Here is a 21,344-nt window from a genome sequence, read left to right as displayed (position 1 = left end):
AGCTTCAATAAAGTGTTTAATTTTGCCTATCATGTCAGTTTATTTTATATGTTTTCCCAATACTGCTTTCATATACTGACTCCCTTTCCTCTTAATCGTGTCTAGCGGGGATTTTTGATGGTTATACCCATAGCCATAGCCATATTGCTCTCCATAAACTCTATTGTCATTCATCACAATCCCCACATTAGGAATACCCTTCTGTTTCAAATCTTTCATAATCATGGCAAACACATTTTTGATACTGAAATTATATCGGACAATTACGATCTTGATATCAGCGTAATCCATCAGCTGGTAAGTATCGCTCACCAAGGCAAGTGGTGACGTGTCGAGGATAATGCAGTCATATACAGTCTTCAGATGGTCAAAAAGCAACTGTGTTTTATCCAGCGCTAATAGCTCCGTAGGATTCGACGGAATCATGCCCGACTTTATGTAGTCCAGATTTTTGTATGGTGAATGTCCAATAATTGATTTGCTGCTTGTGCCATTGGAATACCAGTCACACAAGCCAACCTTAATCTCCTCATGATCCTTAAAATACGCACCTGCTTTTCGTAAATCATAATCAACCAATAAGGTACGACGGCCCAACAAGGCATAGCTCATGGCCAGGTTAAGCGAAGTGAATGATTTTCCCTCACCAGCAAGGCATGAAGTGACCAGAATCACCTTCCTCGATTCGTTTCTGAATTGATACTCAATGTTTGTTCGAAGTGTGCGAAATGACTCAGCAAGAGTAGAATTGGGATAGTCGAAAACAAGACTTACGTGACGCCTGTGATTATGAGCAATTTTCCCCAATACAGGAGCCGGGGTAAGACGCTCAATGGTTTCCTGCGTCTCTATTTTGTCGTTTGTCGCACTTTTAAAAATGACAAATCCAAACGGGAGTGCCAATCCCAGAAAAAGGGCGATCAGAAAATTCAATTGCACATTTGGACTAACCGGATCAGTTCCCACCATTTTGGCAGGTTCAATAATGATATTATCCGGTATATTGGAGGCAAGGGTTATTTTTGCCTCAGCGCGTTTCTCAAGCAAATAATTATAGATGGCATCATTTAGCCGGTAGCTACGTTCAATACCTCCCAACTGACGCTGGGTCGCAGGTAAGCGACTAATGGCTGCTTCTACCTTGCGGATGCGTTTGTTCATCTCATCAACAGATATATCAGTCGTTTTTCTGAGTGCAGAAATATTTTCAGATATTGTTTTCTTGATGTTTTCGATCTGGATGGTCAACTTTTGTACTAATGGATTAAGCTCCTGGTTGTTCTGAATGAGATTCGACCGTTGAGCTTGGGCACTCATCAGCTCCGACATCAGGTTGTTGAGCATTTGATCCGGAATGCCCATGGAGGCCGGCACAATCATATTCGAAATATCTTCATTCTTCGACAAGTAATCATCAACATAATCATAATAGCGCTTGTTGGCTTCCAACTCGGCCAACCGATTTTGCAGATCCATATATTGTACGGTAATGCCTGTGGCCTGTTCCGAAACATTCAGCAGCTGGTTGGATGAACGGAACCGTTGTAATTTATCCTCGGTGTAACTCAGCGAATCTGAAATTTCATTCAGTTGCTGCTCAATGTAATTGATGGTGATCCCCGCACTATGGTTCTTTCGCTCAAGGTTTTGCTGCGAGTAAACATTCATCAGTTCGTTGACGATGTCTTTCCCCTTCGCTACTGAAGGCGATTTATAAACGATCTCAATGACTGTGGCCATTTTATCGACAACCCTAAAGGTCAATTGACCTCTCAATCCTTCGGCTAACGTTTGTGTATCGGTAAATGAAAAATAGTAGTTGTCCGTCTGATCGGTAGAATTTTCAGCGAATGCATCCAATTCAACGACAAAGGAAAGGTCATCAGTTTCGATTAACTTTCCAAACTTACCATAGTATTCAAATTCCCATTTTTCTTTTCGATAGGCCAGCTCGCTCGAGTTGATATCTACAAAGGAAACATCCCTACCTTTCGTTTTTATTCTAAAATATTCGTTGTCCAAAATAGAAATTTGAAACCGGACATTTACGGGTTGAATGTGATTTTGAAGTCTTAAAACCCGAAAGGGAACTTTCCCATACACTTCAAAATATTGCAGCCCCCTTTTTTGACAATAGACAGTTGTTAAATCCAGATTACTAATGGTTTGCTTAATCACAGGTGCTGATTTTAGTACCCAAAGCTCGTTCTGAAAATTCTTGTTTGCACCAAACAAACTACTATTCAAAAAGTCGGTGACATTACCTCCGGCTTTATTGTTTTCCTCCTTGATCAGCATCGAGGAGGCAATTTTATATTTTGGCACCATATAACTGTTTGCCAGAAACCCAACTACCAAAGCAATAATTACACAAACAACAAAAAGCTTATAGTTTTTTGTTATTAACAAAACAAACTGCCTGAGGTCGCTATTATCCACATTGTTTATATTTTGCGCCATAGCTTTTGAGTTTGGTTATACGAATGGAAAGTGCTATTTAACAACAGAATAAAACAAAATAGTTGCTGTAATTGTAGATAGAAGAACATCATACGGGAATTGTCGCAATCCCCAAAATTTCTTCCGCATGGGTTTTACGTATATCACATCATTCGGACTGGCATAAAAATACTCTGATCCAAGTAACGCTGATTGGGTAAGATCTAACGGAACACGAATATTTTGTCCGTTTACATTACGGACAAGAATTACTTCTCTGCGGTTACCAAATTCAGTGATATCCCCGGCCAACCCGATAGCATCATAAATAGAGACTTTTACTTGTGAATACGGATAATGTCCTGGCCGCTGAACTTCTCCTAAAACAGTAACAAATCGATTTACCAACTTAACAGAAACACGAGGTTCACTCAGAATCTTGGAAAGCGATTTTGTAATCATTTCACCAACCTGTGCGGTAGTTTTGTCTACCACCGAAATGGGCCCAATCACCGGAAGGTGAAGAAATCCTTCGTTATCAACGGCGTAAGAAATCAAGGATGCCCCATACGGCTGAATGGAACCAATGCTCATTACCTGCTGAACATTTGTGGATGAGAAAATATTGGAGTTTATATCATCCAGACTACTCACCTGTATATATAACTCATCATTCGGCTTCAGCTTATAATCCTCCAATTTAGCTTCATTAAAGGCCTGAATTCCAATATTACTATCCTGAAGATATTCAACATCGCGCTGAGTAACACACGACAAAAATAAAAACGAACAACTAATTATGCTCAACCAAAAAATGCGAATAAAAGAATTCCTTCGAATCCTTGACGTTGTGTTCATACCAATATTTTTTAAAGTGGAAAATCGTCAGATAAGTAGCTTTTGGAATTAACGGTCACAACCAACAGGAGATGTCATAAATTGCCGTAACTGATGCACGAGAGGGTAAAAAGAGGAGGTTATCATTTGAATAGAAAAATCAGCAGATAAAGCTAAGTGAGCTGCACGCCTGACCGATTTAGGAATGTAAACATATATCTGCAGTTCCTTTGGAGCGATTGGCAAAAACCTGAAAAGAGTGAATGTAAAACTAAACTGAACATTCGTTGGCTATACAGCTTCGCCCCTCAACCCACAGGGGACTAAACCCGAACGATGATCTTCTGAAAGGGCACGATCTCCTCCTCGGCCAAATTCTTCCGAACCCTTTAATCAATATTACGAAAAATATCAAACACAAGCCAATGGAATAGCGGGAAATGAGACAGTTACATTTATGTTTTAAAACTTGAAACCTTATCCTGAATTCATCCATAAAAAGGAAACATTCAAATTAATCGCCACATTTAGTCTCATCAGTCCATTCGATCCCCCGCAGAAAATTAAGCTTCCTTATTTCCGGATCTTTCAGGTGAAATATCCCTCCGGAAAGTTCTTTCTACGAACATATCCATGATCCTAGAAAAGCATTTTTGAAATTTTTCTACTTTTGCAAAAAATCAAACACATGACAGCATATAAACGCATTCTTCTAAAACTTAGCGGCGAATCGCTGATGGGCGATCAGGAATACGGGATCGACCAACAACGGCTGAAGGAATACGCTGAGCAGATCAAAGAAATAGCTGAGATGGGCGTACAAATCGGGATTGTTATTGGTGGTGGCAATATATTCCGTGGACTAAGCGGTGCGGCCAACGGCTTCGACCGCGTCAAAGGCGATCAGATGGGGATGCTGGCCACCGTGATCAACAGCCTTGCCCTGAACTCGGCGCTGTCGGCCATTGGGGTAAAATCAAAAGTACTTACGGCCATCCGCATGGAACCGGTCGGGGAATTTTATTCGAAAGACAAAGCCATTGAAACCCTGGAAAAAGGTGAAGTGGCCATATTCTCGGCAGGTACCGGTAATCCGTATTTTACGACCGACACCGGTTCTTCCCTCCGGGGCATCGAAATTGAAGCAGACGTCATGCTAAAAGGCACCCGCGTGGACGGCATTTATACAGCCGATCCGGAAAAAGACCCCTCAGCAAAACGGTTCGATAAAATTTCATTTGATGACATATACCATCGCGGTTTAAAAGTAATGGACCTGACCGCAACGACCATGTGCAAAGAAAATAATTTGCCCATCGTGGTTTTCAATATGGACATCAAAGGCAATCTCAAAAAGGTAATCTCAGGCGAAGATATTGGGACATTAGTCCACCGCTAAACATTTTGTAGAGCATTTTTTTAGTAAAAAAATGGATGAATTTTAATATTCTCCAATTTTTTCTATCTTTGCTCACAACACAATAAAATTGAACTGACCATATTGTTTTATGGAAGAGGAAGTAGAACTGATACTGGATCTTTGTAAAGAGAAAATGGAAGCTGCAGTTGAGCACCTGGAGAAAGAATTAGTTCATATACGTGCCGGAAAAGCTTCTATCAGAATGTTGGATGGTGTAATGGTAGATTACTACGGAAGTATGACACCACTAGCCCAAGTATCGAACATCAGTACACCGGATGCAAGAACAATTGCGGTTCAACCTTGGGAGAAAACATTGATCAACCCGATTGAAAAGGCAATTCTGAACGCTAATCTTGGGTTCAACCCGGAAAACAACGGAGAAATCATCCGGATAAATGTGCCCCCCCTGACTGAAGAACGGCGCAGAACGCTTTCAAAGCAAGTAAGTCAGGAAGGCGAAAACGCCAAAGTAAGTATCCGTTCGGTACGTAAAGATTCCAACGATACATTGAAAAAAATGATGAAGAATGGCTTGTCTGAAGACCTTGAAAAGGATGCCGAGGAAAAAGTTCAAAACATGACGAACGATTACGGCAAAAAGGTTGACAAGATGCTTGAATTGAAAAATCAAGAGATTTTTACGATATAATTGTTTCTAGTTTTCTGTTTTCTGAACATTGTTTAATTGTTTTCATGGCTTTGAGGCAGCTTGTTGAAGCTGCCTTTTTTTTCACCCTCCTCCCAAAATTTCATCCTGCCACCCAAAATCATTTCGTTTTGTAATTCCTTTCACTAAATTTAGGCTCACGAAAAAGCTAAACCAATGAGAAACATATTATTAATCGCATTATTTGCTTTTCCATTCCTGAGCGGGCAGGCCCAAACAAACCCAATCAACCAACTTACAGAAAAAGAAGTCATTGATGGCTGGCAATTGCTGTTCAACGGGAAAGACCTGAACGGATGGAAACTGTTTAACGGAGGCGAAGAAGTAACCGGCTGGAAAGTTATCGACGGCATCCTGACCAACTCGGGCATCGGCAGCGACCATGGCGGAGACATTATTACCACAAAGCAATTTCAAAACTTTGAATTGTACCTGGAATGGAAAATAGCCCCCGAAAGCAACAGCGGAATCTTTTTCCACGTGCAAGAGGGCAAAGTAAAAGCCATTTATGAATCCGGGCCTGAATATCAACTTCTTGACGACAAAGGATGGCCTGAAAAACTGGAACCGTCTCAATACTCTGGCGCCAACTACGCCATGCATACGCCACAAAACGCCGAGGTTAAACCCTTGAATGAATGGAACAGCACACGGATTGTTGTCGATGGCGACCATGTGCAGCATTTCCTGAACGGTAGCTTGGTGGTTGATTACATACTTTGGAGCGATGACTGGCACCAGCGTAAGAACACCGGCAAATGGAAAGACACCTCAACCTATGGCATGGCAAAAACCGGCCATATCGGACTGCAAGATCATGGCGGGTTAACCCAATTCAGGAATATCAAAATAAAAGAAATCTAACTGAAGGACATGGTAGGGATGATAGATTACCACATGCACAGCATTCTTTCTGACGGAAAGGATACGCATGAAGAAATGGTAAAAGCAGGGATTGAAAAAGGATTGGAAGAAATCGGGTTCAGCGACCATGTTTGTCTGAAATCAGTTAACTGGGCGATTTCCGAAATCGATATTCCGGTAATGACCCAACAAATTCTTGACCTCAGGGAAAAATACAATGGACAGATTACAATAAAGTATGGGATTGAAATGGACTATTTCCCAGGCAGAGAGGACGAAATTAGATCCCTGATAAATTCCCTGCCGCTGGATTATGTAATCGGTTCGGTCCATTTTATTGGCGACTGGAATTTTGACTCCGACAAATCGCTATATGGAAAATGGTCTAACGACGAACTGTATCACATGTATTTTGAACTAGTTCAAATGGCGGCCAAATCAGGCCTCTTCGACATTATCGGCCATTTGGATATTATCAAGAAATTTCGGGTTTACCCCGAGTCAGACCAAACACAACTTCTGGAGGATACCTTAAAAATCATTCAGGAAAACAACCTGGTTGTCGAATTAAATACCGGAGGACTTGACCGCCCGTGCGCTGATTTTACCCCCTCACCAGCCTTGGTCGAACGCTGCTATCAACTACATATTCCCATGACTATTTCCTCGGATGCGCACCAAACCTCCCAGATTGCACGTCATTACGAAACAGGAATTGACCTGCTGCGCCGGGTTGGGTTTAAAGAACTGGCCGCTTTCGACAACCGCAAACAGCGCATGTTCAGAATATAACAGCTCAATGGGTTTATTGATTTACCCGGCAAATAAAGACAAGCTTACGGATGAGTGAATTAATCGCTGCCGGATAATTCAGAAATTGTATATTTGAGGTTTAATTTTCGCTACATGGAAGAACTTGAAGGAAGCTTGCTTAAAAAGATAAATGAACCAGCAGATCTTCGAAAGCTAAATTTGGATGATTTACCCGTTGTTTGTGATGAACTGCGGCAGTTTATCATCGATGAAGTTTCCAGTAATCCCGGCCATTTTGGGGCCAGTCTGGGGGTGGTCGAACTGACAGTTGCCCTCCATTATGCGTACAAAACACCTTATGATCTGCTGATCTGGGACGTCGGGCATCAGGCATACGGTCATAAAATACTTACCGGTAGAAGAGAACAATTTCACACCAACAGGAAATACCACGGAATCAGTGGCTTTCCAAAACCAAGTGAAAGTATTTACGATACGTTTGGGGTCGGGCATGCCAGCACTTCCATTTCAGCAGCGCTGGGGATGGCCGTGGCCGCTGACCTGAAAAAACAGCGAGATCAAAAAATTGTTGCCGTAATCGGCGATGGCTCCATGACCGGCGGCATGGCCTTCGAGGGGCTGAACAACGCAGCAGTTAACAACTCCAATGTCCTGATCATTCTGAATGACAACAATATGGCCATTGACCCCAATGTGGGCGGCGTGAGCAATTACTTGTTGAATATTTCAAAATCAAAATCATACAATAAATTAAAACGAAAAATCTGGAACGGCCTTGGCAAGCTGAACGGATTGGGGCCACGGGCGCGCCGTCTGGTACAAAATACCGAGGGCGCCCTAAAAAGTGCCCTGCTCAAAGAATCCAACCTATTCGAAAGTTTGGGTATCCGGTATTTTGGCCCGGTTGACGGCCACGACGTCAAATACCTGGCCAACGTATTACGCGACCTGCGGGATATTCCCGGACCAAAATTACTGCATGTAATCACCAAAAAAGGAAAGGGATTTAAACAGGCAGAATTGTTCCAGACTGAGTTCCATGCGCCCGGCAAATTTGATAAGGTTACCGGTGAGCTCTTCGATTGCGAATGCGCGATGAACAAACCTCCAAAGTTCCAGAATGTTTTTGGCAATACACTGGTTGAGCTTGCCGAAATGAACGAACGCATCGTTGGGGTTACCCCGGCCATGCCTACCGGAAGTTCGCTGAATATCATGATGGAGAAAATGCCCCACCGGGCATTCGATGTTGGGATCGCCGAACAACATGCGGTTACATTTTCTGCAGGAATGGCCATACAAGGGCTCATCCCATTTTGCAACATTTATTCCACCTTCATGCAACGATCTTACGATCAGGTCATTCATGATGTGGCTATTCAAAATCTGCAAGTGGTTTTTTGCCTCGACCGTGGCGGATTGGTTGGCGCCGACGGATCAACCCACCACGGGGTATTTGATCTGGCCTACATGCGCCATATTCCCAACATGATCGTTACCGCCCCTATGGACGAAATCGAACTGCGCAACATGATGTTCACTGCTCAGCAGGAAAACCGGGGGCCATTTTCCATTCGCTACCCACGGGGGTGCGGTTGCCAGGTAAGCTGGAAACAATCATTCGAAAGTATCCCGATCGGGAAAGCCAGGGTGCTGACCGATGGAAATGAACTGGCCATCCTTACTATCGGCACAACCGGCATTACCGCCGCCCGCGCTGTAAAAGCCTTAATCAAGGACGGACATTCGGTTGCCCATTACGATATGCGGTTTGTAAAACCACTCGACCAAGAGCTACTACACCAGGTATTTGCCCGCTTCAATAAAATCATTACCGTAGAAGATGGCGTAATTCAGGGCGGATTTGGCTCGGCTGTTGTCGAATTTATGTCCGATCATCAATATTCAGCAAATGTGGTCAGGATGGGTGTGCCGGACAGATTCGTTGAACATGGCACCCAGGAAGAACTCATCCGGGAATGCGGCTACGACCAGAAAGGAATTTACCAAATGGCGCTCCATCTCCTTGAATCTTAATTATTGAGAAAACCATACTATTCCGCAAGAGCATCCGTTTTGAAGAGTAATTTAATTAATTCAGCTTGGAACTTTATTTAAAAAAACGTCGTTGGAAAATCCTGCTGTTCCTGATTGCCATATTAATTGGCACAGCATCGTTATACTATACCAACTGGCTGGTTAATAAAGTATCTGTTGAAGAACGAAAAAGCGTTGCCCTTTGGGCCGAAGCAACAAACCGGTTGGCGCAACCCGATAACGGATCCAACAATGACATGGATTTCCTGTTGCGCATTATCGAAAGCAACACCGATATTCCCATCATCCTGACTGATAGCGCACGCAACATCATTGATTACAGCAACATTAACTTTCACGAGACACGCCGTGAACAGGTATTGGAACGCAAACTCCGGAAAATGATCCGCGAACATGAGCCCATCAAAATTGTGGTTTCCAACACAGAAACACAATATTTGTATTACCGTGATTCAAAAATCCTGCAAAACCTGAAATATTTTCCGCTGGCTCAATTCGGGGTTATCTCCCTGTTTATCATGGTGTCATACCTGGCCTTCAGTTCATCGCGAAAGGCCGAGCAAAACCAGGTTTGGGTAGGCATGTCAAAAGAAACAGCCCATCAATTGGGAACGCCTATATCCTCGCTGATGGCGTGGATTGAACTGCTGAAAATGCAAGGTGTCAAGCCGGACCTAATCCGCGAATTTGAGAAAGATATTACCCGCTTGGAAAAAATCACCGAGCGATTCTCTAAAATCGGTTCAGCACCCGAACTGATCAGCACTGATCTGAAACCAGTTATCCTATCAACTGTTTCGTACCTGGAAGGCCGCACGTCAAAAAGGGTAAAATTCATCACCGAGATTGACATGACGATCCCATTCACTGCCCCGCACAACCCGGCACTATTTAGTTGGGTAATAGAGAATTTATGCAAAAATGCCGTCGATGCTATTGAAAATGAAGGTACCATCACCCTACGTCTCAGCGAAAACAGCCACACCATCGCACTGGATATTAGCGATACGGGCAAAGGAATTCCCAAATCGAACCACAAAACCATTTTCGAACCCGGATACACCACAAAAAAACGCGGCTGGGGCCTTGGACTTTCACTCGCGAAACGAATCATCGAGAATTATCACCAGGGTAAAATCTTTATCAAACAGTCGGAACCCGGAAAAGGTACCACCTTTCGAATAACGTTTCCCAAAACATGATTTTTTCAACAGAAACAGAACAAGATAACCAATTGACAGCAAGAAATTTGAATCAACAGAAAACCAGTCGGAACATTCCCTGTTAAAAAGTTCGGGAAATTTTCATCGTTTAGTTATTTTTTATACTTTTGCAACACTTTTTTCGCAGCAATGGCTGAATTGGCAAAATACAATATTGCATTCAAAGGACTGGCGCAAGGCGTACATCAATTTGAGTATCAAATCGATAAGAAGTTCTTTGATTTTTTTGCCGGTGGTATCGCCGAAGACGGAAACGTTTTGGTTAAAGTCGAGCTGGAGAAACAAAGTGCAATCATGGTTCTTTGGTTTCATATCAGCGGAACGGTTAAAGTTCAGTGCGACAGATGCTTGGATTGGTACGATCAACCCATAAAAAGCGAAAACCAACTCTTCATTAAATATGGAGAAGAGAGTTTCGAGGAAGGGGATGACGTTATTTGGGTAAGCCCAAACGATCACCAGATAAATGTTGGCAAACTGATTTATGATTTTATCATTCTTTCCATTCCGATCAAACAAGTACATCCGGACGACGAAAACGGCCATAGCCTTTGCAACCCGGACATGCTTGAGAAACTGAACCAGCTTTCGGGTCCGGCCGATAAGGTTGAGCACCCCTCTGACTCCCGATGGGACGATTTGAAAAAATTATTAGAAAACGAATAAAGATTTTTAAAAATGGCACATCCAAAGCACAAAACATCAAAAGCAAGAAGAGATAAAAGAAGATCTCATCACAAAGCGATTCCTGCAACATTGGCAAGTTGTTCCAACTGCGGAGCCACTGTTAAATACCACACCGTTTGCCCTGAATGTGGTTATTACAGAGGCAAACTCGCTATTGAAAAAGACGTCACGGTTTAATCCCCTGATAAGATGATCAGAAGAAAAACTCTTCTGATCATTTTTTTTGTTTAATTAATTTTTCGAACGTTTTAATTGATTGTTTTAAAACGCCTTACACCCATCTTTTGCACTTTTTTCTTTGTGCTTATCTTTTTTACTTATATCTTTCGCACTTCTTTTTTCACGACTTTTTAAACAGATATTTTAAGCATCCGCCGCTACATTTTTGGCGCGTGACTTATTATTTTAAATAATTGAATATGGCAGAGATTCGTGCAGCAATCACTGGTATTGGTGCATTTTTACCTGAATACAGGTTGACCAACGAAGAAATTAGTACAATGGTTGAAACTTCCGATGAGTGGATCATGCAGCGCATCGGAATCAAAGAGCGAAGAATTTTAAAAGAAAGCGGCAAAGCAACCTCCGACATGGGAACGGCAGCAGTTTTACAATTGCTCGAAAAAACCAACACCAAACCCGAAGAGATTGACCTGCTGATCTGCGCCACCATCACCCCGGACCGGCCGCTGCCGGCAACAGCCAACGTGATCAGCAGAAAGGCCCGACTAACGCACGCCTGGAGTTTTGATCTCAACGCCGCTTGCTCAGGCTTTGTATTTGCCCTGACCACCGCCTCCAGCTTTATTGAAACCGGGAAATACAAAAAAATAATTGTTGTGGGTGCCGATATGATGTCGGCCATTACCGACTATACCGACCGCTCAACCTGTCCGCTCTTCGGCGATGGAGCAGCCGCTGTGTTGCTTGAACCTACATCGGAAGGCTTGGGAGTGATCGACCACATCAATCACACCGACGGCAAAGGACGGCACTACTTGCACATGAAAGCCGGTGGGTCCAAACGCCCGGCAAGTATCGAAACCATTCAAAACCGTGAACATTTTGTCCATCAAGACGGGCAAACCGTATTCAAATATGCCGTATCCCGCATGGCCGATGTCGCTGTCGAAATTATGAAAAAGCACGACATCACCCCCGAAAACCTGGCATGGCTGGTTCCGCACCAAGCCAACATGCGCATCATCGATGCAGTTGCCCGGCGGATGGGTATCAGCCCGGATCAGGTCATGATCAACATTGAAAAATACGGCAATACCACGGCAGCCACGATCCCGCTGTGCCTGTACGATTACGAAAAACAGCTCAAAAAAGGAGACAACATAATCCTTGCAGCATTTGGCGCCGGATTTACCTGGGGATCTGTATACCTGAAGTGGGCATACAATTCATAACAGAACAAACAAATTTCTATACAAATCAATTATCATGAGTCGTCTTTTAATAAGAAGCCACGAAGATTTTGAGAAATACGTTGGCCAAAAATTAGGGGTTTCCGAATACCATACCGTTACCCAGGAGCAAATCAATAAGTTCGCCGATGCAACCCTTGACTATCAATGGATTCACACCGATCCCGAACGTGCGAAAGCGGAAGGTGCCTTCGGAAGTACAATTGCCCACGGTTACCTGACATTATCCTTGCTGCCCCTGATGTGGGAACAGGTAGTACAGGTGGAAAACTTTAGTATGCTGGTCAACTACGGAATCGAAAGTTTTAAATTTGGCCAGCCGGTGTTGGTAAACAGCAAAATCAGAACGCACGTTTGGCTGAAATCGGTAACCAACCTGCGCGGAATCAGCAAGGTACAATTACAGGTTTCCATGGAAATTGAAGGCAACAAAAAACCCGCCTTCGATGGGCAGATTGTCTTCCTGTACCACTTCAATAAGTAAATAAAACGACCTTCTGTTTGTTTTTTTAAAAGCGACCAGACGAAAAAACTAAAGCTTTCGTTCTACAAAAGACCGAAAGCTTTAGTATATTTGGTCACTCTCATAAAAAAGCAATATGGCAAAATCGTTTAATGAAGCCGATTCTCAGGCTATCAACCTGATTGGAAAAGGAACCCGCATTACCGGGGATATTATTTCGGAAGGGGACATCCGGATTGACGGAGAATTGACGGGCAACCTAAAATGCACCGGACGAGTAGTAATCGGGGTGACCGGAAAAGTAAACGGCGAAATCAACTGCAAGAACTGTGAAATTTCCGGCTTTCTGAAGGGAAAATTGGTTATTGAGGAATTATTAAGCCTGAAAGCTTCCTCCAAAGTACAGGGCGATATTCGCACCGGGAAATTGAGCATTGAACCCGCTGCTGTTTTCTCCGGATCATGTGTGATGGGCGAACCGGTCAAACATGAAGAATCCAAACCGAAATAAGCCGAAGAAAAATTTCGACCAGTTTATCCGCTACTCCAGCCTGGCCTTTGAGATGATTACCATCATGGCGCTAGGCGTTTTCACCGGCTATAAAATTGATCATTGGCTGGGCCTTTCTTTTCCGGCATTTACTCTTGCATTGATGGTACTGTCAGTCATCGGTGCTATTTATCACGCCATTAAAAACTTTTTGAAATGAACCCACTCATGAGGCGCTTTCTCTTTCAGACCAGCCTGTTGACCTTCGCATTTTTCGTGCTCGGTTATCTCTTTTATTTTCTGCTCTTCCCGAATTGGTATATTCGTTTTCTACCCATCGCCCTCATCTTTTTGTTCCTGGTCACAAACCTTGTACATTATTATTTGTTAAGGATAGCCGGGAAGAGCATGGCAAAGTTTACCGCCCGTTTTATGGGAATGAGTTTCATCAAGATGTTCATTTATCTGGTTTTTGCTATTTCTTTTGCCTTTTTTCATCGCGACCAGGCAAAAGTATTCCTGATCAATTTTCTGGTAATCTATTTTGCCTTCTCCATTGTTGAAGTTTGTGAGATTGCACGGGTAGTAAAACAAAAAAGTAATTGAATCTTCTGAAATTTTAACTAATTTGGAACGGTTTCTCAAACAAATGATCATGCTAAAGGAGAATAACCCGATAAAGCTAAGCAAGCTAACTAAGTTGACAGTTTTAGTACTGGCCAGCCTCGTTATTGCCTTGAGCCCGGTAAAACTTTTCGCAGCAGATGAACACGCCGTTGAGCAACAACCGGAAGAATTTGATGCCGGGAAGTTTGTGATGGAACACGTTTCTGATGCTTTTGATTGGCATATTGCCACCATTGGAGAAACACATATCAGCATTCCCCTACCCATTATCTTATACAGTAATAGCAGTGGTTGGCATCTTTTCTGGTCGTCGAGGTTTCACCACGGCACAGCCACCTACAACAATTTCCGGATTGCCCATGATGGTGAAAATGCCGGCAAAATTGAAGAAATAAATGAACACGGTGAAGTGATTGGATTACCTATCGATCTCTCTTTAACCAAAGCGGTGGCAGGGATTATTGTCAGTGTAATCGTCTTGCTCTGGATTTTTCTGAATGTCGCTAAATCGGCCAAACAAAATGCGGGCAAAGCCCCAAAAGGGATACAAAACCTGGTTGAACCCATTATCATTTTCATCCGCGATGAAGTGGCCGTACCGGCCATTGGCGAAGAAAAATCGGAGAAGTTCATGCCTTTCCTGCTTACGTTGTTCTTTTTTATACTGATTAACAACCTATTGGGTTTAATCCCTATATTTCCCTTTGGCGCCAATGTTACCGGAAACATTGCTGTTACCATGGTATTGGCCTTGTTCACGTTCGTCATCACCACCATCAGTGCCAACAAGCACTATTGGAAAGAAATTTACAATCCGGATGTTCCTTGGTGGTTGAAATTTCCGATTCCTTTAATGCCGATTGTCGAACTTTCAGGCGTATTCACCAAACCGTTTGTATTGATGGTACGTTTGTTTGCAAACATGATGGCCGGACACATGATTGTTACCGTATTTATAAGCCTGATCTTCATTTTTTCCCAATTAATGGGACCGGCAACCGGGGCAGCCGTATCCGTGGTTTCCATTGTTTTCTCGGTATTCATGACCTTGCTTGATGTACTGGTCTCGTTCATCCAGGCCTACGTATTCACGTTACTTTCGGCTTTATATTTCGGCATGGCAACACAAGAACATCATTAATCACTATAAATTCAACCGTATGACATCTTTAATGATTCTTTTAGCAGAGGTAGGGATAGGCTTAGGAATAGCCGAACTAGGCGCAGCCTTGGGAGCTGGCTTGGCAGCCATGGCTGCCGGCATGGGCATTGGCCGTATCGGTGCCACCGCTATGGAGGCAATCGCACGCCAGCCGGAAGCCGCCGGTGATATCCGGTCAAACATGATCGTATCCGCAGCCCTGATCGAAGGTGTTGCCTTCTTCGCTGTGATCATCTGTGCGCTGATCCTCTTTATCTAAGATTTTTTAAAACTGCTGTCCGCTCCCGGGGTTGCCGGGAGCCAGGATGGCTTCACCAAAAAGAAAAACCATGGGATTCGTTACTCCGGATTATGGCACCATCTTTTGGATGGTCATCGTATTTGGGATTACCCTCTACATACTGAAAAGGTTTGCATGGAAACCAATCCTGAACGCACTGAAAAATCGCGAAGCTTCCATTTATGAAGCGCTCACCGCGGCTGATCAGGCCCGTAAAGAAGTGGCCGGACTGAAAGCCGATCATGACAAAATAATTGCGGAAGCCCGCCGAGAAAAAGAAATCATCCTGCGGGAAGCAACCAACATAAAGGATAAGATTGTAGCCGAAGCAAAAGCTCAGGCAAATGCTGAAGGGTTGAAAGTGATTCAATCGGCCCGCGAACAAATTGAAGCGGAAAAGCAGGAAGCCATCAAAGACATGAAAAAGCAAGTAGTAGAACTGTCCGTGATGGTCGCCGAAAAAATTATCCGGAAAGAGATGAAAGAACACAAAGACCAGGAAGCCTTGGTAAATGAACTTTTAAAAGATCTTAAATTGAAATAATTTATGGATCAGAGCAAAATAACAGTCCGGTATGCCAAGGCCTTTTTCGATCTGGCAAAAGAACAACAACAACTCGGCATCCTGCAACAGGATATCAACGTTATTAGTTCGCTGATAAAAGAGAGTGCCGATTTCAGACAGTTTCTGGAAAGCCCGGTTATAAAAACATCCGTAAAATTGAAGTTGCTCAATTCAATTTTTGGAGGAAAAATCAACAAGGCCAGTCTGAATTTCTTACATCTGGTTACCAACAACAAACGGGAAAGCCACTTGTTGGGCATCTGCCGCAACATCCTTTCCCTATACCGCCACGAGCAAGGCATAAAAACGGCCGTACTTACCAGCGCCGTGGTTCTTAACCCGGACATTATTGACAACATAAAAAAGCAGCTGGAACAGGAATTTGATGCCCAGGTTGATCTGCTCGAAAAGATAGACCCCCGGCTGATCGGCGGCTTCATTCTGCGCATCGATGACCAACAGCTCGATGCAAGCCTGTCCAACCAGCTTCAGAAAGTGAAAGAAAAGTTATTACAATCAGATATACATTAGCAAAAAAAGAACACTATGGCTGATATAAAACCTGCTGAAGTTTCGGCAATACTGAAACAACAACTGGAAGGATTCAAGTCTGAAGCCGAACTGGACGAAGTTGGGACTGTTCTTCAAGTGGGTGATGGTATTGCCCGCATCTATGGTTTATCCAATGTGGAATCAAACGAAATGATCGAGTTCGACAGCGGCATAAAAGGCATCGTGCTTAACCTGGAAGAGGACAACGTAGGGGCAGTACTTTTGGGCCCGTCAGAAGAAATAAAAGAAGGAGATACGGTAAAGCGACTGCGCCGCATTGCTTCCATCGAAGTGGGTGATGGTGTATTGGGCCGCGTAATCAACACAATCGGTATTCCTGTGGATGGAAAAGGAGCAATTCGTGGCGAAAAATTCGAGATGCCGCTCGAGCGCAAAGCCCCGGGAGTAATCTATCGTCAACCGGTGAGACAACCGCTGCAAACCGGTATTAAAGCCATTGATGCCATGATCCCGATTGGCCGCGGACAGCGAGAATTGATTATCGGCGACCGCCAAACCGGGAAAACTGCCGTTGCAATCGATACGATCATCAACCAGCGCGAAAATTTTGAAAAAGGCAAGCCGGTGTATTGCATTTATGTAGCCATTGGACAAAAAGGCTCAACCGTTGCCAATATCGCGTCCACACTGGAGAAACACGGTGCTATGGAATATACGGCCATTGTTTCAGCCACGGCATCCGATCCGGCAGCACAGCAATTCTTCGCGCCATATGCCGGTGCAGCCATTGGCGAATATTTCCGCGACACGGGCCGTGACGCTCTGATCATCTACGACGACTTGTCGAAACAAGCCGTTTCGTACCGCGAGGTATCCTTGCTGCTACGACGTCCGCCAGGCCGCGAAGCATACCCGGGCGATGTTTTCTACCTGCACTCCCGCCTGTTGGAACGGGCAGCAAAAATCATCGAATCGGACGAAATTGCGGCGAAAATGAACGACCTGCCCGACAGCCTGAAAGGAAAAGTCAAAGGTGGTGGCTCGCTGACTGCGCTGCCCATCATAGAAACCCAGGCCAGCGACGTATCGGCCTACATCCCGACAAACGTCATTTCCATTACCGATGGACAAATCTTCCTGGAGTCGAACCTGTTCAACGCCGGCGTACGCCCTGCCATCAACGTAGGGATTTCGGTTTCCCGAGTTGGGGGTAATGCCCAGCTGAAGGCCATGAAAAAAATTGCCGGTACGTTAAAACTCGACCAGGCGCAGTTCCGCGAGCTCGAAGCTTTTTCAAAGTTCGGCTCCGATTTGGATTCCGCCACCATGCGGGTGCTCGATAAAGGCCGAAAAAATGTCGAAATCCTGAAACAAGGGCAATATGCGCCCATCCGGATTGAACACCAGATTGCCATCATTTATTGCGGAGTAAAGGAACTGCTCAAATCGGTGCCTCTGGACAAGGTGAAGGCCTTTGAGAAAGACTTCCTGAACCTGATGGATTTGCAATACCAAAATGTACTGGATGATCTTCGTCAGGGGAACCTTACCGAGGAAGGCATCGTTGCCATTGAAAAAGCGGCTGCTGAAATCGCTCAACGGTTCGTTCAATAGCAATGGATACGTGAGGTAAATAAACAAAAACCTCGCCCTCACCATTAGTAAATTGTAAAAAATGGCCAATTTAAAAGAAATACGAACACGGATTGCATCGGTAAAAACCACCCGGCAGGTAACCAGTGCGATGAAGATGGTGTCGGCAGCCAAGTTGAAAAAGGCGCAGGATGCTATCTTCCGGATCAGGCCATACGCCGAAAAGCTTCATGCGATCCTCGACTCGCTCAGTTCGAGCTTGAAAAACACCGAAGAATCGGTATTTACGCAGCACCGTACCCCTAACAGAATATTGATCGTACTGATCAGTTCGAACAGGGGCCTGTGTGGCGCATTTAACGCTAACATCGCGAAAACAGCTGTTGATTTAGCCAACACCAAATATAAGGAACAACTTATTTCCGGTGATATTGATTTTCTGGTAGTTGGAAAGCAGGGCGAAAAACAACTGCGATTGCGTAGGATGAACATTGTGGCACAAGCTAACGAGGTGTTCGACAACCTTGATTTTGAAACTTCCACGATGGTTTCGAACAACCTAATGGCCGATTATGCCGACAAACGGTACGACCGGATTGAACTGGTTTACAATCAGTTTAAAAATGCTGCCATGCAAATTAGCGTTACCGAACAATTCTTACCGGTAGAGCTAAAGCAGAATGACGAAGAAAAGGACAGTGTATATAACTTCATTTACGAGCCTTCGAAAGAAAAAATCGTGGAGGAATTGATTCCACGGTCCTTAAAAATTCAGTTTTACAAAGCATTGGCCGACTCGTTTGCCGCCGAACACGGTGCCCGGATGACCTCGATGCACAAGGCAACCGACAATGCCACAGATCTGATAAAAGAGCTAACATTAACCTTTAACAAAGCCCGTCAATCAGCCATTACCAACGAAATTCTGGAGGTTACCAACGGGGCAGAAGCACTGAACGGATAATCCCGCACAAAATGTCATATACGAAAAAAGAGGCCCATAAAGCCTCTTTTTTATTATCATATACCTTTTTCTAAGCTTATTCAGCCAAAGCGAAACGAACAAAAGCAGTAGCCGTCAAATCTTTGCTGCAAGAACCCAGGTATTCTTTCACAGAAACCTTGTTGTCTTTCACAAAAGCCTGATTCAACAGTGTACTTTCTTTAAAGAATTTAGCCAAAGCACCTTGAGCAATTTTATCCAGCATTGCTTCGGGTTTGCCTTCCTGCCGGAATTTCTCCTTGGCAATTTCCAGTTCCTTTTCAACCACTTCCTGAGGTACAAAGTCTTTATCAACAGCAACCGGGTTCATGGCTGCAACTTGCATAGCCACATCTTTTGCCACTTGTACATCAACATTCTCTTGATTGAATCCTACCAGCGTAGCCAGTTTGTTTCCCGGGTGGATATAGCCAACAACCGAAGCGGCTTCCACTTTTGAGTAGTACGATAAGTCGATCTTTTCACCAATGACGCCGGTTTGTTCCGTTACATGATCGGCAATAGTACGCCCGTCGATAGTTAATGCTTTCAGAGCATCGAGATCTGCGGGTCTTTCAGCAACAGCCAAGTCCAGAAATTTCTGGGTCAAGGCTACAAAACCTTCGTTTTTAGCTACGAAGTCGGTTTCGCAGTTCAGGACAACGATTGCCCCGAATTTATTATCGTCACTCACTTTTGCCAGGACAGCACCTTCCGAAGCTTCACGATCGGAACGTTTGCTGGCAACCAGTTTACCTTTTTCGCGGATAATTTCTACGGCGCGGTTAAAGTCGCCATCTGCGTCGGCCAGGGCATTTTTACAATCCATCATGCCGGCGCCAGTTGCTTTACGCAACTTCATTACATCTGCAGCAGTAATTGCCATAATTGTTTGTTTTTTATTTTGAAAATGAGCAATTATTCTTCTGAATCGTCTTCTTCAACGTCCTCAACATCGTCTTCATCAACCTCTTCTGCTACATCAACCTCTTCGTCCTCTTCAAACTTAGCCGCTGATTTCCGGGTATCTCCTTTTCTCACTTTTTTGACCGGAGCGTCGTCTCCATCTTTTTCCCGTTCAACCTTCCGTTCGCTCAAACCTTCAGCAATAGCGTCACACATCAGGCGAACAATCAGGCGGATTGATTGAGAGGCATCGTCGTTGGCTGGAATAACAAAGTCGATTCCATCCGGATTAGAGTTTGTATCAACCATCGCAAATACAGGGATGCCCAATTTCTGAGCTTCGCGTACAGCGATCTTTTCTTTCATCACGTCAACAACGAACAAAGCAGCCGGGAGACGAGTTAAGTCAACAATAGAACCGAGCACTTTTTCCAATTTTGCGCGTTGACGGGTAATTTGCAACTTTTCGCGTTTTGATAAGTTATCCCAACTATTGTCTTTCATCATTTTGTCGATCGACAACATTTTCTTCACCGCTTTGCGGATGGTTGGGAAGTTAGTAAGCATACCGCCGGGCCAACGTTCAACAACGTATGGCATATTCACATTGCCAACTGCATCAGCAACAAGCTCTTTGGCTTGTTTCTTAGTTGCCACAAATAAAATTTTGCGTCCCGATTTGGCAATTTGTTTGATAGCAGCAGCTGCTTCATCAATTTTTACAACTGTTTTTTGCAAGTCGATGATGTGGATCCCATTCTTCTCCATGAAGATATACGGAGCCATATTGGGGTTCCACTTGCGTTTCAGGTGACCAAAGTGTACACCTGCATCCAATAATTCCTGAAAATTTGTTCTTGGCATCTTTTTACTTTTTTAAATAAAACGTTGAAAAGCAACCTCTGAGTAGTCCCTCGAAACCGGGGAGTCTCAGTGGTTTCAGATCCACAGTTATTTTTAAATAATATATTAACGTTTTGAGAACTGGAAGCGTTTACGGGCTTTGGGTTGACCTGGCTTTTTACGTTCCACTTCGCGTGGGTCGCGGGTCATAAAGCCTGCTTGTTTCAGTTCCGATTTAGATTCCGGATTGATATCAACCAACGCACGGGCGATGGCCAAACGTACGGCCTCGGCTTGTCCTTTGATACCGCCACCGTCGAGGTTTACTTTGATATCATATTGATCGGCAACACCGAGCAAGTTCAGGGGCTGCATAACAATATACTGTAGCGTACCATTGGGGAAATATTCTTTCAACTCCCGGTTGTTAATGGTAATGTTTCCTTTGCCTTCGCTGACAAAAATACGGGCAACGGCTGTTTTTCTACGTCCTAAGCTGTTAACTACTTCCATTG

Annotated in this window: 24 protein-coding genes; 19 read left to right on the top strand and 5 right to left on the bottom strand. The window is 44.0% G+C overall.

What is annotated here, in order from left to right; translation table 11 throughout:
- Window positions 1-39 precede the first annotated feature (39 nt).
- Together N2K84_RS02885 and N2K84_RS02880 are read right to left on the bottom strand one after the other, a co-directional pair.
- Window positions 40-2,460 carry a GumC family protein gene (locus N2K84_RS02885; protein ID WP_282590266.1) on the bottom strand — a complete coding sequence of 807 codons (2,421 nt, stop codon included), beginning with the start codon at window positions 2,458-2,460 and terminating at the stop codon, window positions 40-42.
- Window positions 2,461-2,493: 33 nt separating this feature from the next.
- A complete protein-coding gene (locus N2K84_RS02880; protein WP_282590265.1) occupies window positions 2,494-3,297 on the bottom strand; it encodes a polysaccharide biosynthesis/export family protein in 804 nt (267 codons plus the stop codon).
- A gap of 667 nt (window positions 3,298-3,964) precedes the next feature.
- Between N2K84_RS02880 and pyrH the strand changes: the two genes are divergently transcribed.
- From pyrH to atpG, 19 genes are all read left to right on the top strand, one after another.
- Window positions 3,965-4,675 (top strand): UMP kinase, encoded by a 711-nt coding sequence (pyrH, locus tag N2K84_RS02875; protein ID WP_282590264.1) that lies wholly within the window; start codon window positions 3,965-3,967, stop codon window positions 4,673-4,675.
- Between the two features lie 109 nt (window positions 4,676-4,784).
- Complete coding sequence (frr, locus tag N2K84_RS02870) at window positions 4,785-5,348, top strand: ribosome recycling factor (RefSeq protein ID WP_282590263.1); 564 nt, start codon at window positions 4,785-4,787, stop codon at window positions 5,346-5,348.
- 174 nt (window positions 5,349-5,522) lie between these two features.
- Entirely contained in the window at window positions 5,523-6,230 is a 708-nt protein-coding gene (locus tag N2K84_RS02865; protein WP_282590262.1) for a 3-keto-disaccharide hydrolase, read from the top strand.
- Window positions 6,231-6,239: 9 nt separating this feature from the next.
- The gene (locus N2K84_RS02860; RefSeq protein ID WP_282590261.1) at window positions 6,240-7,022 is read left to right on the top strand and encodes a histidinol-phosphatase HisJ family protein; all 783 of its coding nucleotides are present in this window, start codon (window positions 6,240-6,242) and stop codon (window positions 7,020-7,022) included.
- Window positions 7,023-7,136: 114 nt separating this feature from the next.
- The gene (gene dxs / locus N2K84_RS02855; protein ID WP_282590260.1) at window positions 7,137-9,041 is read left to right on the top strand and encodes a 1-deoxy-D-xylulose-5-phosphate synthase; all 1,905 of its coding nucleotides are present in this window, start codon (window positions 7,137-7,139) and stop codon (window positions 9,039-9,041) included.
- Between the two features lie 65 nt (window positions 9,042-9,106).
- Window positions 9,107-10,264, top strand: coding sequence for a sensor histidine kinase (locus N2K84_RS02850; RefSeq protein WP_282590259.1), 1,158 nt, complete (start codon window positions 9,107-9,109; stop codon window positions 10,262-10,264).
- 150 nt (window positions 10,265-10,414) lie between these two features.
- Complete coding sequence (locus N2K84_RS02845) at window positions 10,415-10,951, top strand: YceD family protein (protein ID WP_282590258.1); 537 nt, start codon at window positions 10,415-10,417, stop codon at window positions 10,949-10,951.
- Between the two features lie 12 nt (window positions 10,952-10,963).
- Window positions 10,964-11,149, top strand: coding sequence for a 50S ribosomal protein L32 (rpmF, locus tag N2K84_RS02840; RefSeq protein ID WP_282590257.1), 186 nt, complete (start codon window positions 10,964-10,966; stop codon window positions 11,147-11,149).
- A gap of 242 nt (window positions 11,150-11,391) precedes the next feature.
- The gene (locus N2K84_RS02835) at window positions 11,392-12,387 is read left to right on the top strand and encodes a beta-ketoacyl-ACP synthase III (protein WP_282590256.1); all 996 of its coding nucleotides are present in this window, start codon (window positions 11,392-11,394) and stop codon (window positions 12,385-12,387) included.
- 34 nt (window positions 12,388-12,421) lie between these two features.
- The gene (locus tag N2K84_RS02830; protein ID WP_282590255.1) at window positions 12,422-12,889 is read left to right on the top strand and encodes a MaoC family dehydratase; all 468 of its coding nucleotides are present in this window, start codon (window positions 12,422-12,424) and stop codon (window positions 12,887-12,889) included.
- Window positions 12,890-13,004: 115 nt separating this feature from the next.
- Window positions 13,005-13,379, top strand: coding sequence for a bactofilin family protein (locus N2K84_RS02825; protein ID WP_282590254.1), 375 nt, complete (start codon window positions 13,005-13,007; stop codon window positions 13,377-13,379).
- A complete protein-coding gene (locus tag N2K84_RS02820; protein ID WP_282590253.1) occupies window positions 13,357-13,578 on the top strand; it encodes an AtpZ/AtpI family protein in 222 nt (73 codons plus the stop codon). The genes N2K84_RS02825 and N2K84_RS02820 overlap by 23 nt, the downstream gene beginning before the upstream one ends.
- Complete coding sequence (locus N2K84_RS02815) at window positions 13,575-13,964, top strand: hypothetical protein (RefSeq protein ID WP_282590252.1); 390 nt, start codon at window positions 13,575-13,577, stop codon at window positions 13,962-13,964. The genes N2K84_RS02820 and N2K84_RS02815 overlap by 4 nt, the downstream gene beginning before the upstream one ends.
- Before the next feature lie 49 nt (window positions 13,965-14,013).
- Window positions 14,014-15,126, top strand: a complete 1,113-nt coding sequence (atpB, locus tag N2K84_RS02810; protein ID WP_282590251.1) for a F0F1 ATP synthase subunit A — start codon at window positions 14,014-14,016, stop codon at window positions 15,124-15,126.
- Between the two features lie 19 nt (window positions 15,127-15,145).
- Window positions 15,146-15,406 (top strand): ATP synthase F0 subunit C, encoded by a 261-nt coding sequence (locus N2K84_RS02805; RefSeq protein WP_282590250.1) that lies wholly within the window; start codon window positions 15,146-15,148, stop codon window positions 15,404-15,406.
- Between the two features lie 70 nt (window positions 15,407-15,476).
- Entirely contained in the window at window positions 15,477-15,971 is a 495-nt protein-coding gene (gene atpF / locus N2K84_RS02800) for a F0F1 ATP synthase subunit B (RefSeq protein WP_282590249.1), read from the top strand.
- Window positions 15,972-15,974: 3 nt separating this feature from the next.
- Window positions 15,975-16,523, top strand: coding sequence for an ATP synthase F1 subunit delta (gene atpH / locus N2K84_RS02795; RefSeq protein ID WP_282590248.1), 549 nt, complete (start codon window positions 15,975-15,977; stop codon window positions 16,521-16,523).
- A gap of 15 nt (window positions 16,524-16,538) precedes the next feature.
- Window positions 16,539-18,119, top strand: a complete 1,581-nt coding sequence (gene atpA / locus N2K84_RS02790) for a F0F1 ATP synthase subunit alpha (protein ID WP_282590247.1) — start codon at window positions 16,539-16,541, stop codon at window positions 18,117-18,119.
- A 61-nt stretch (window positions 18,120-18,180) separates the two neighbouring features.
- Entirely contained in the window at window positions 18,181-19,062 is an 882-nt protein-coding gene (gene atpG / locus N2K84_RS02785; protein WP_282590246.1) for an ATP synthase F1 subunit gamma, read from the top strand.
- A 76-nt stretch (window positions 19,063-19,138) separates the two neighbouring features.
- Here the strand turns inward: atpG and tsf are convergent, their stop codons facing one another.
- From tsf to rpsI, 3 genes are all read right to left on the bottom strand, one after another.
- A complete protein-coding gene (gene tsf, locus N2K84_RS02780; RefSeq protein ID WP_282590245.1) occupies window positions 19,139-19,966 on the bottom strand; it encodes a translation elongation factor Ts in 828 nt (275 codons plus the stop codon).
- A 32-nt stretch (window positions 19,967-19,998) separates the two neighbouring features.
- Window positions 19,999-20,850 (bottom strand): 30S ribosomal protein S2, encoded by an 852-nt coding sequence (gene rpsB, locus N2K84_RS02775; RefSeq protein ID WP_282590244.1) that lies wholly within the window; start codon window positions 20,848-20,850, stop codon window positions 19,999-20,001.
- A 105-nt stretch (window positions 20,851-20,955) separates the two neighbouring features.
- Window positions 20,956-21,342, bottom strand: a complete 387-nt coding sequence (gene rpsI / locus N2K84_RS02770; RefSeq protein WP_282590243.1) for a 30S ribosomal protein S9 — start codon at window positions 21,340-21,342, stop codon at window positions 20,956-20,958.
- Window positions 21,343-21,344 lie beyond the last annotated feature (2 nt).

Origin of the sequence: Gaoshiqia sediminis, assembly GCF_025907915.1 — a bacterium.
Lineage (GTDB): Bacteria > Bacteroidota > Bacteroidia > Bacteroidales > Prolixibacteraceae > Gaoshiqia > Gaoshiqia sediminis.
The sequence above is the reverse complement of the archived record's forward strand: the minus strand, read 5'-3'. Positions and strand labels throughout refer to the sequence as shown.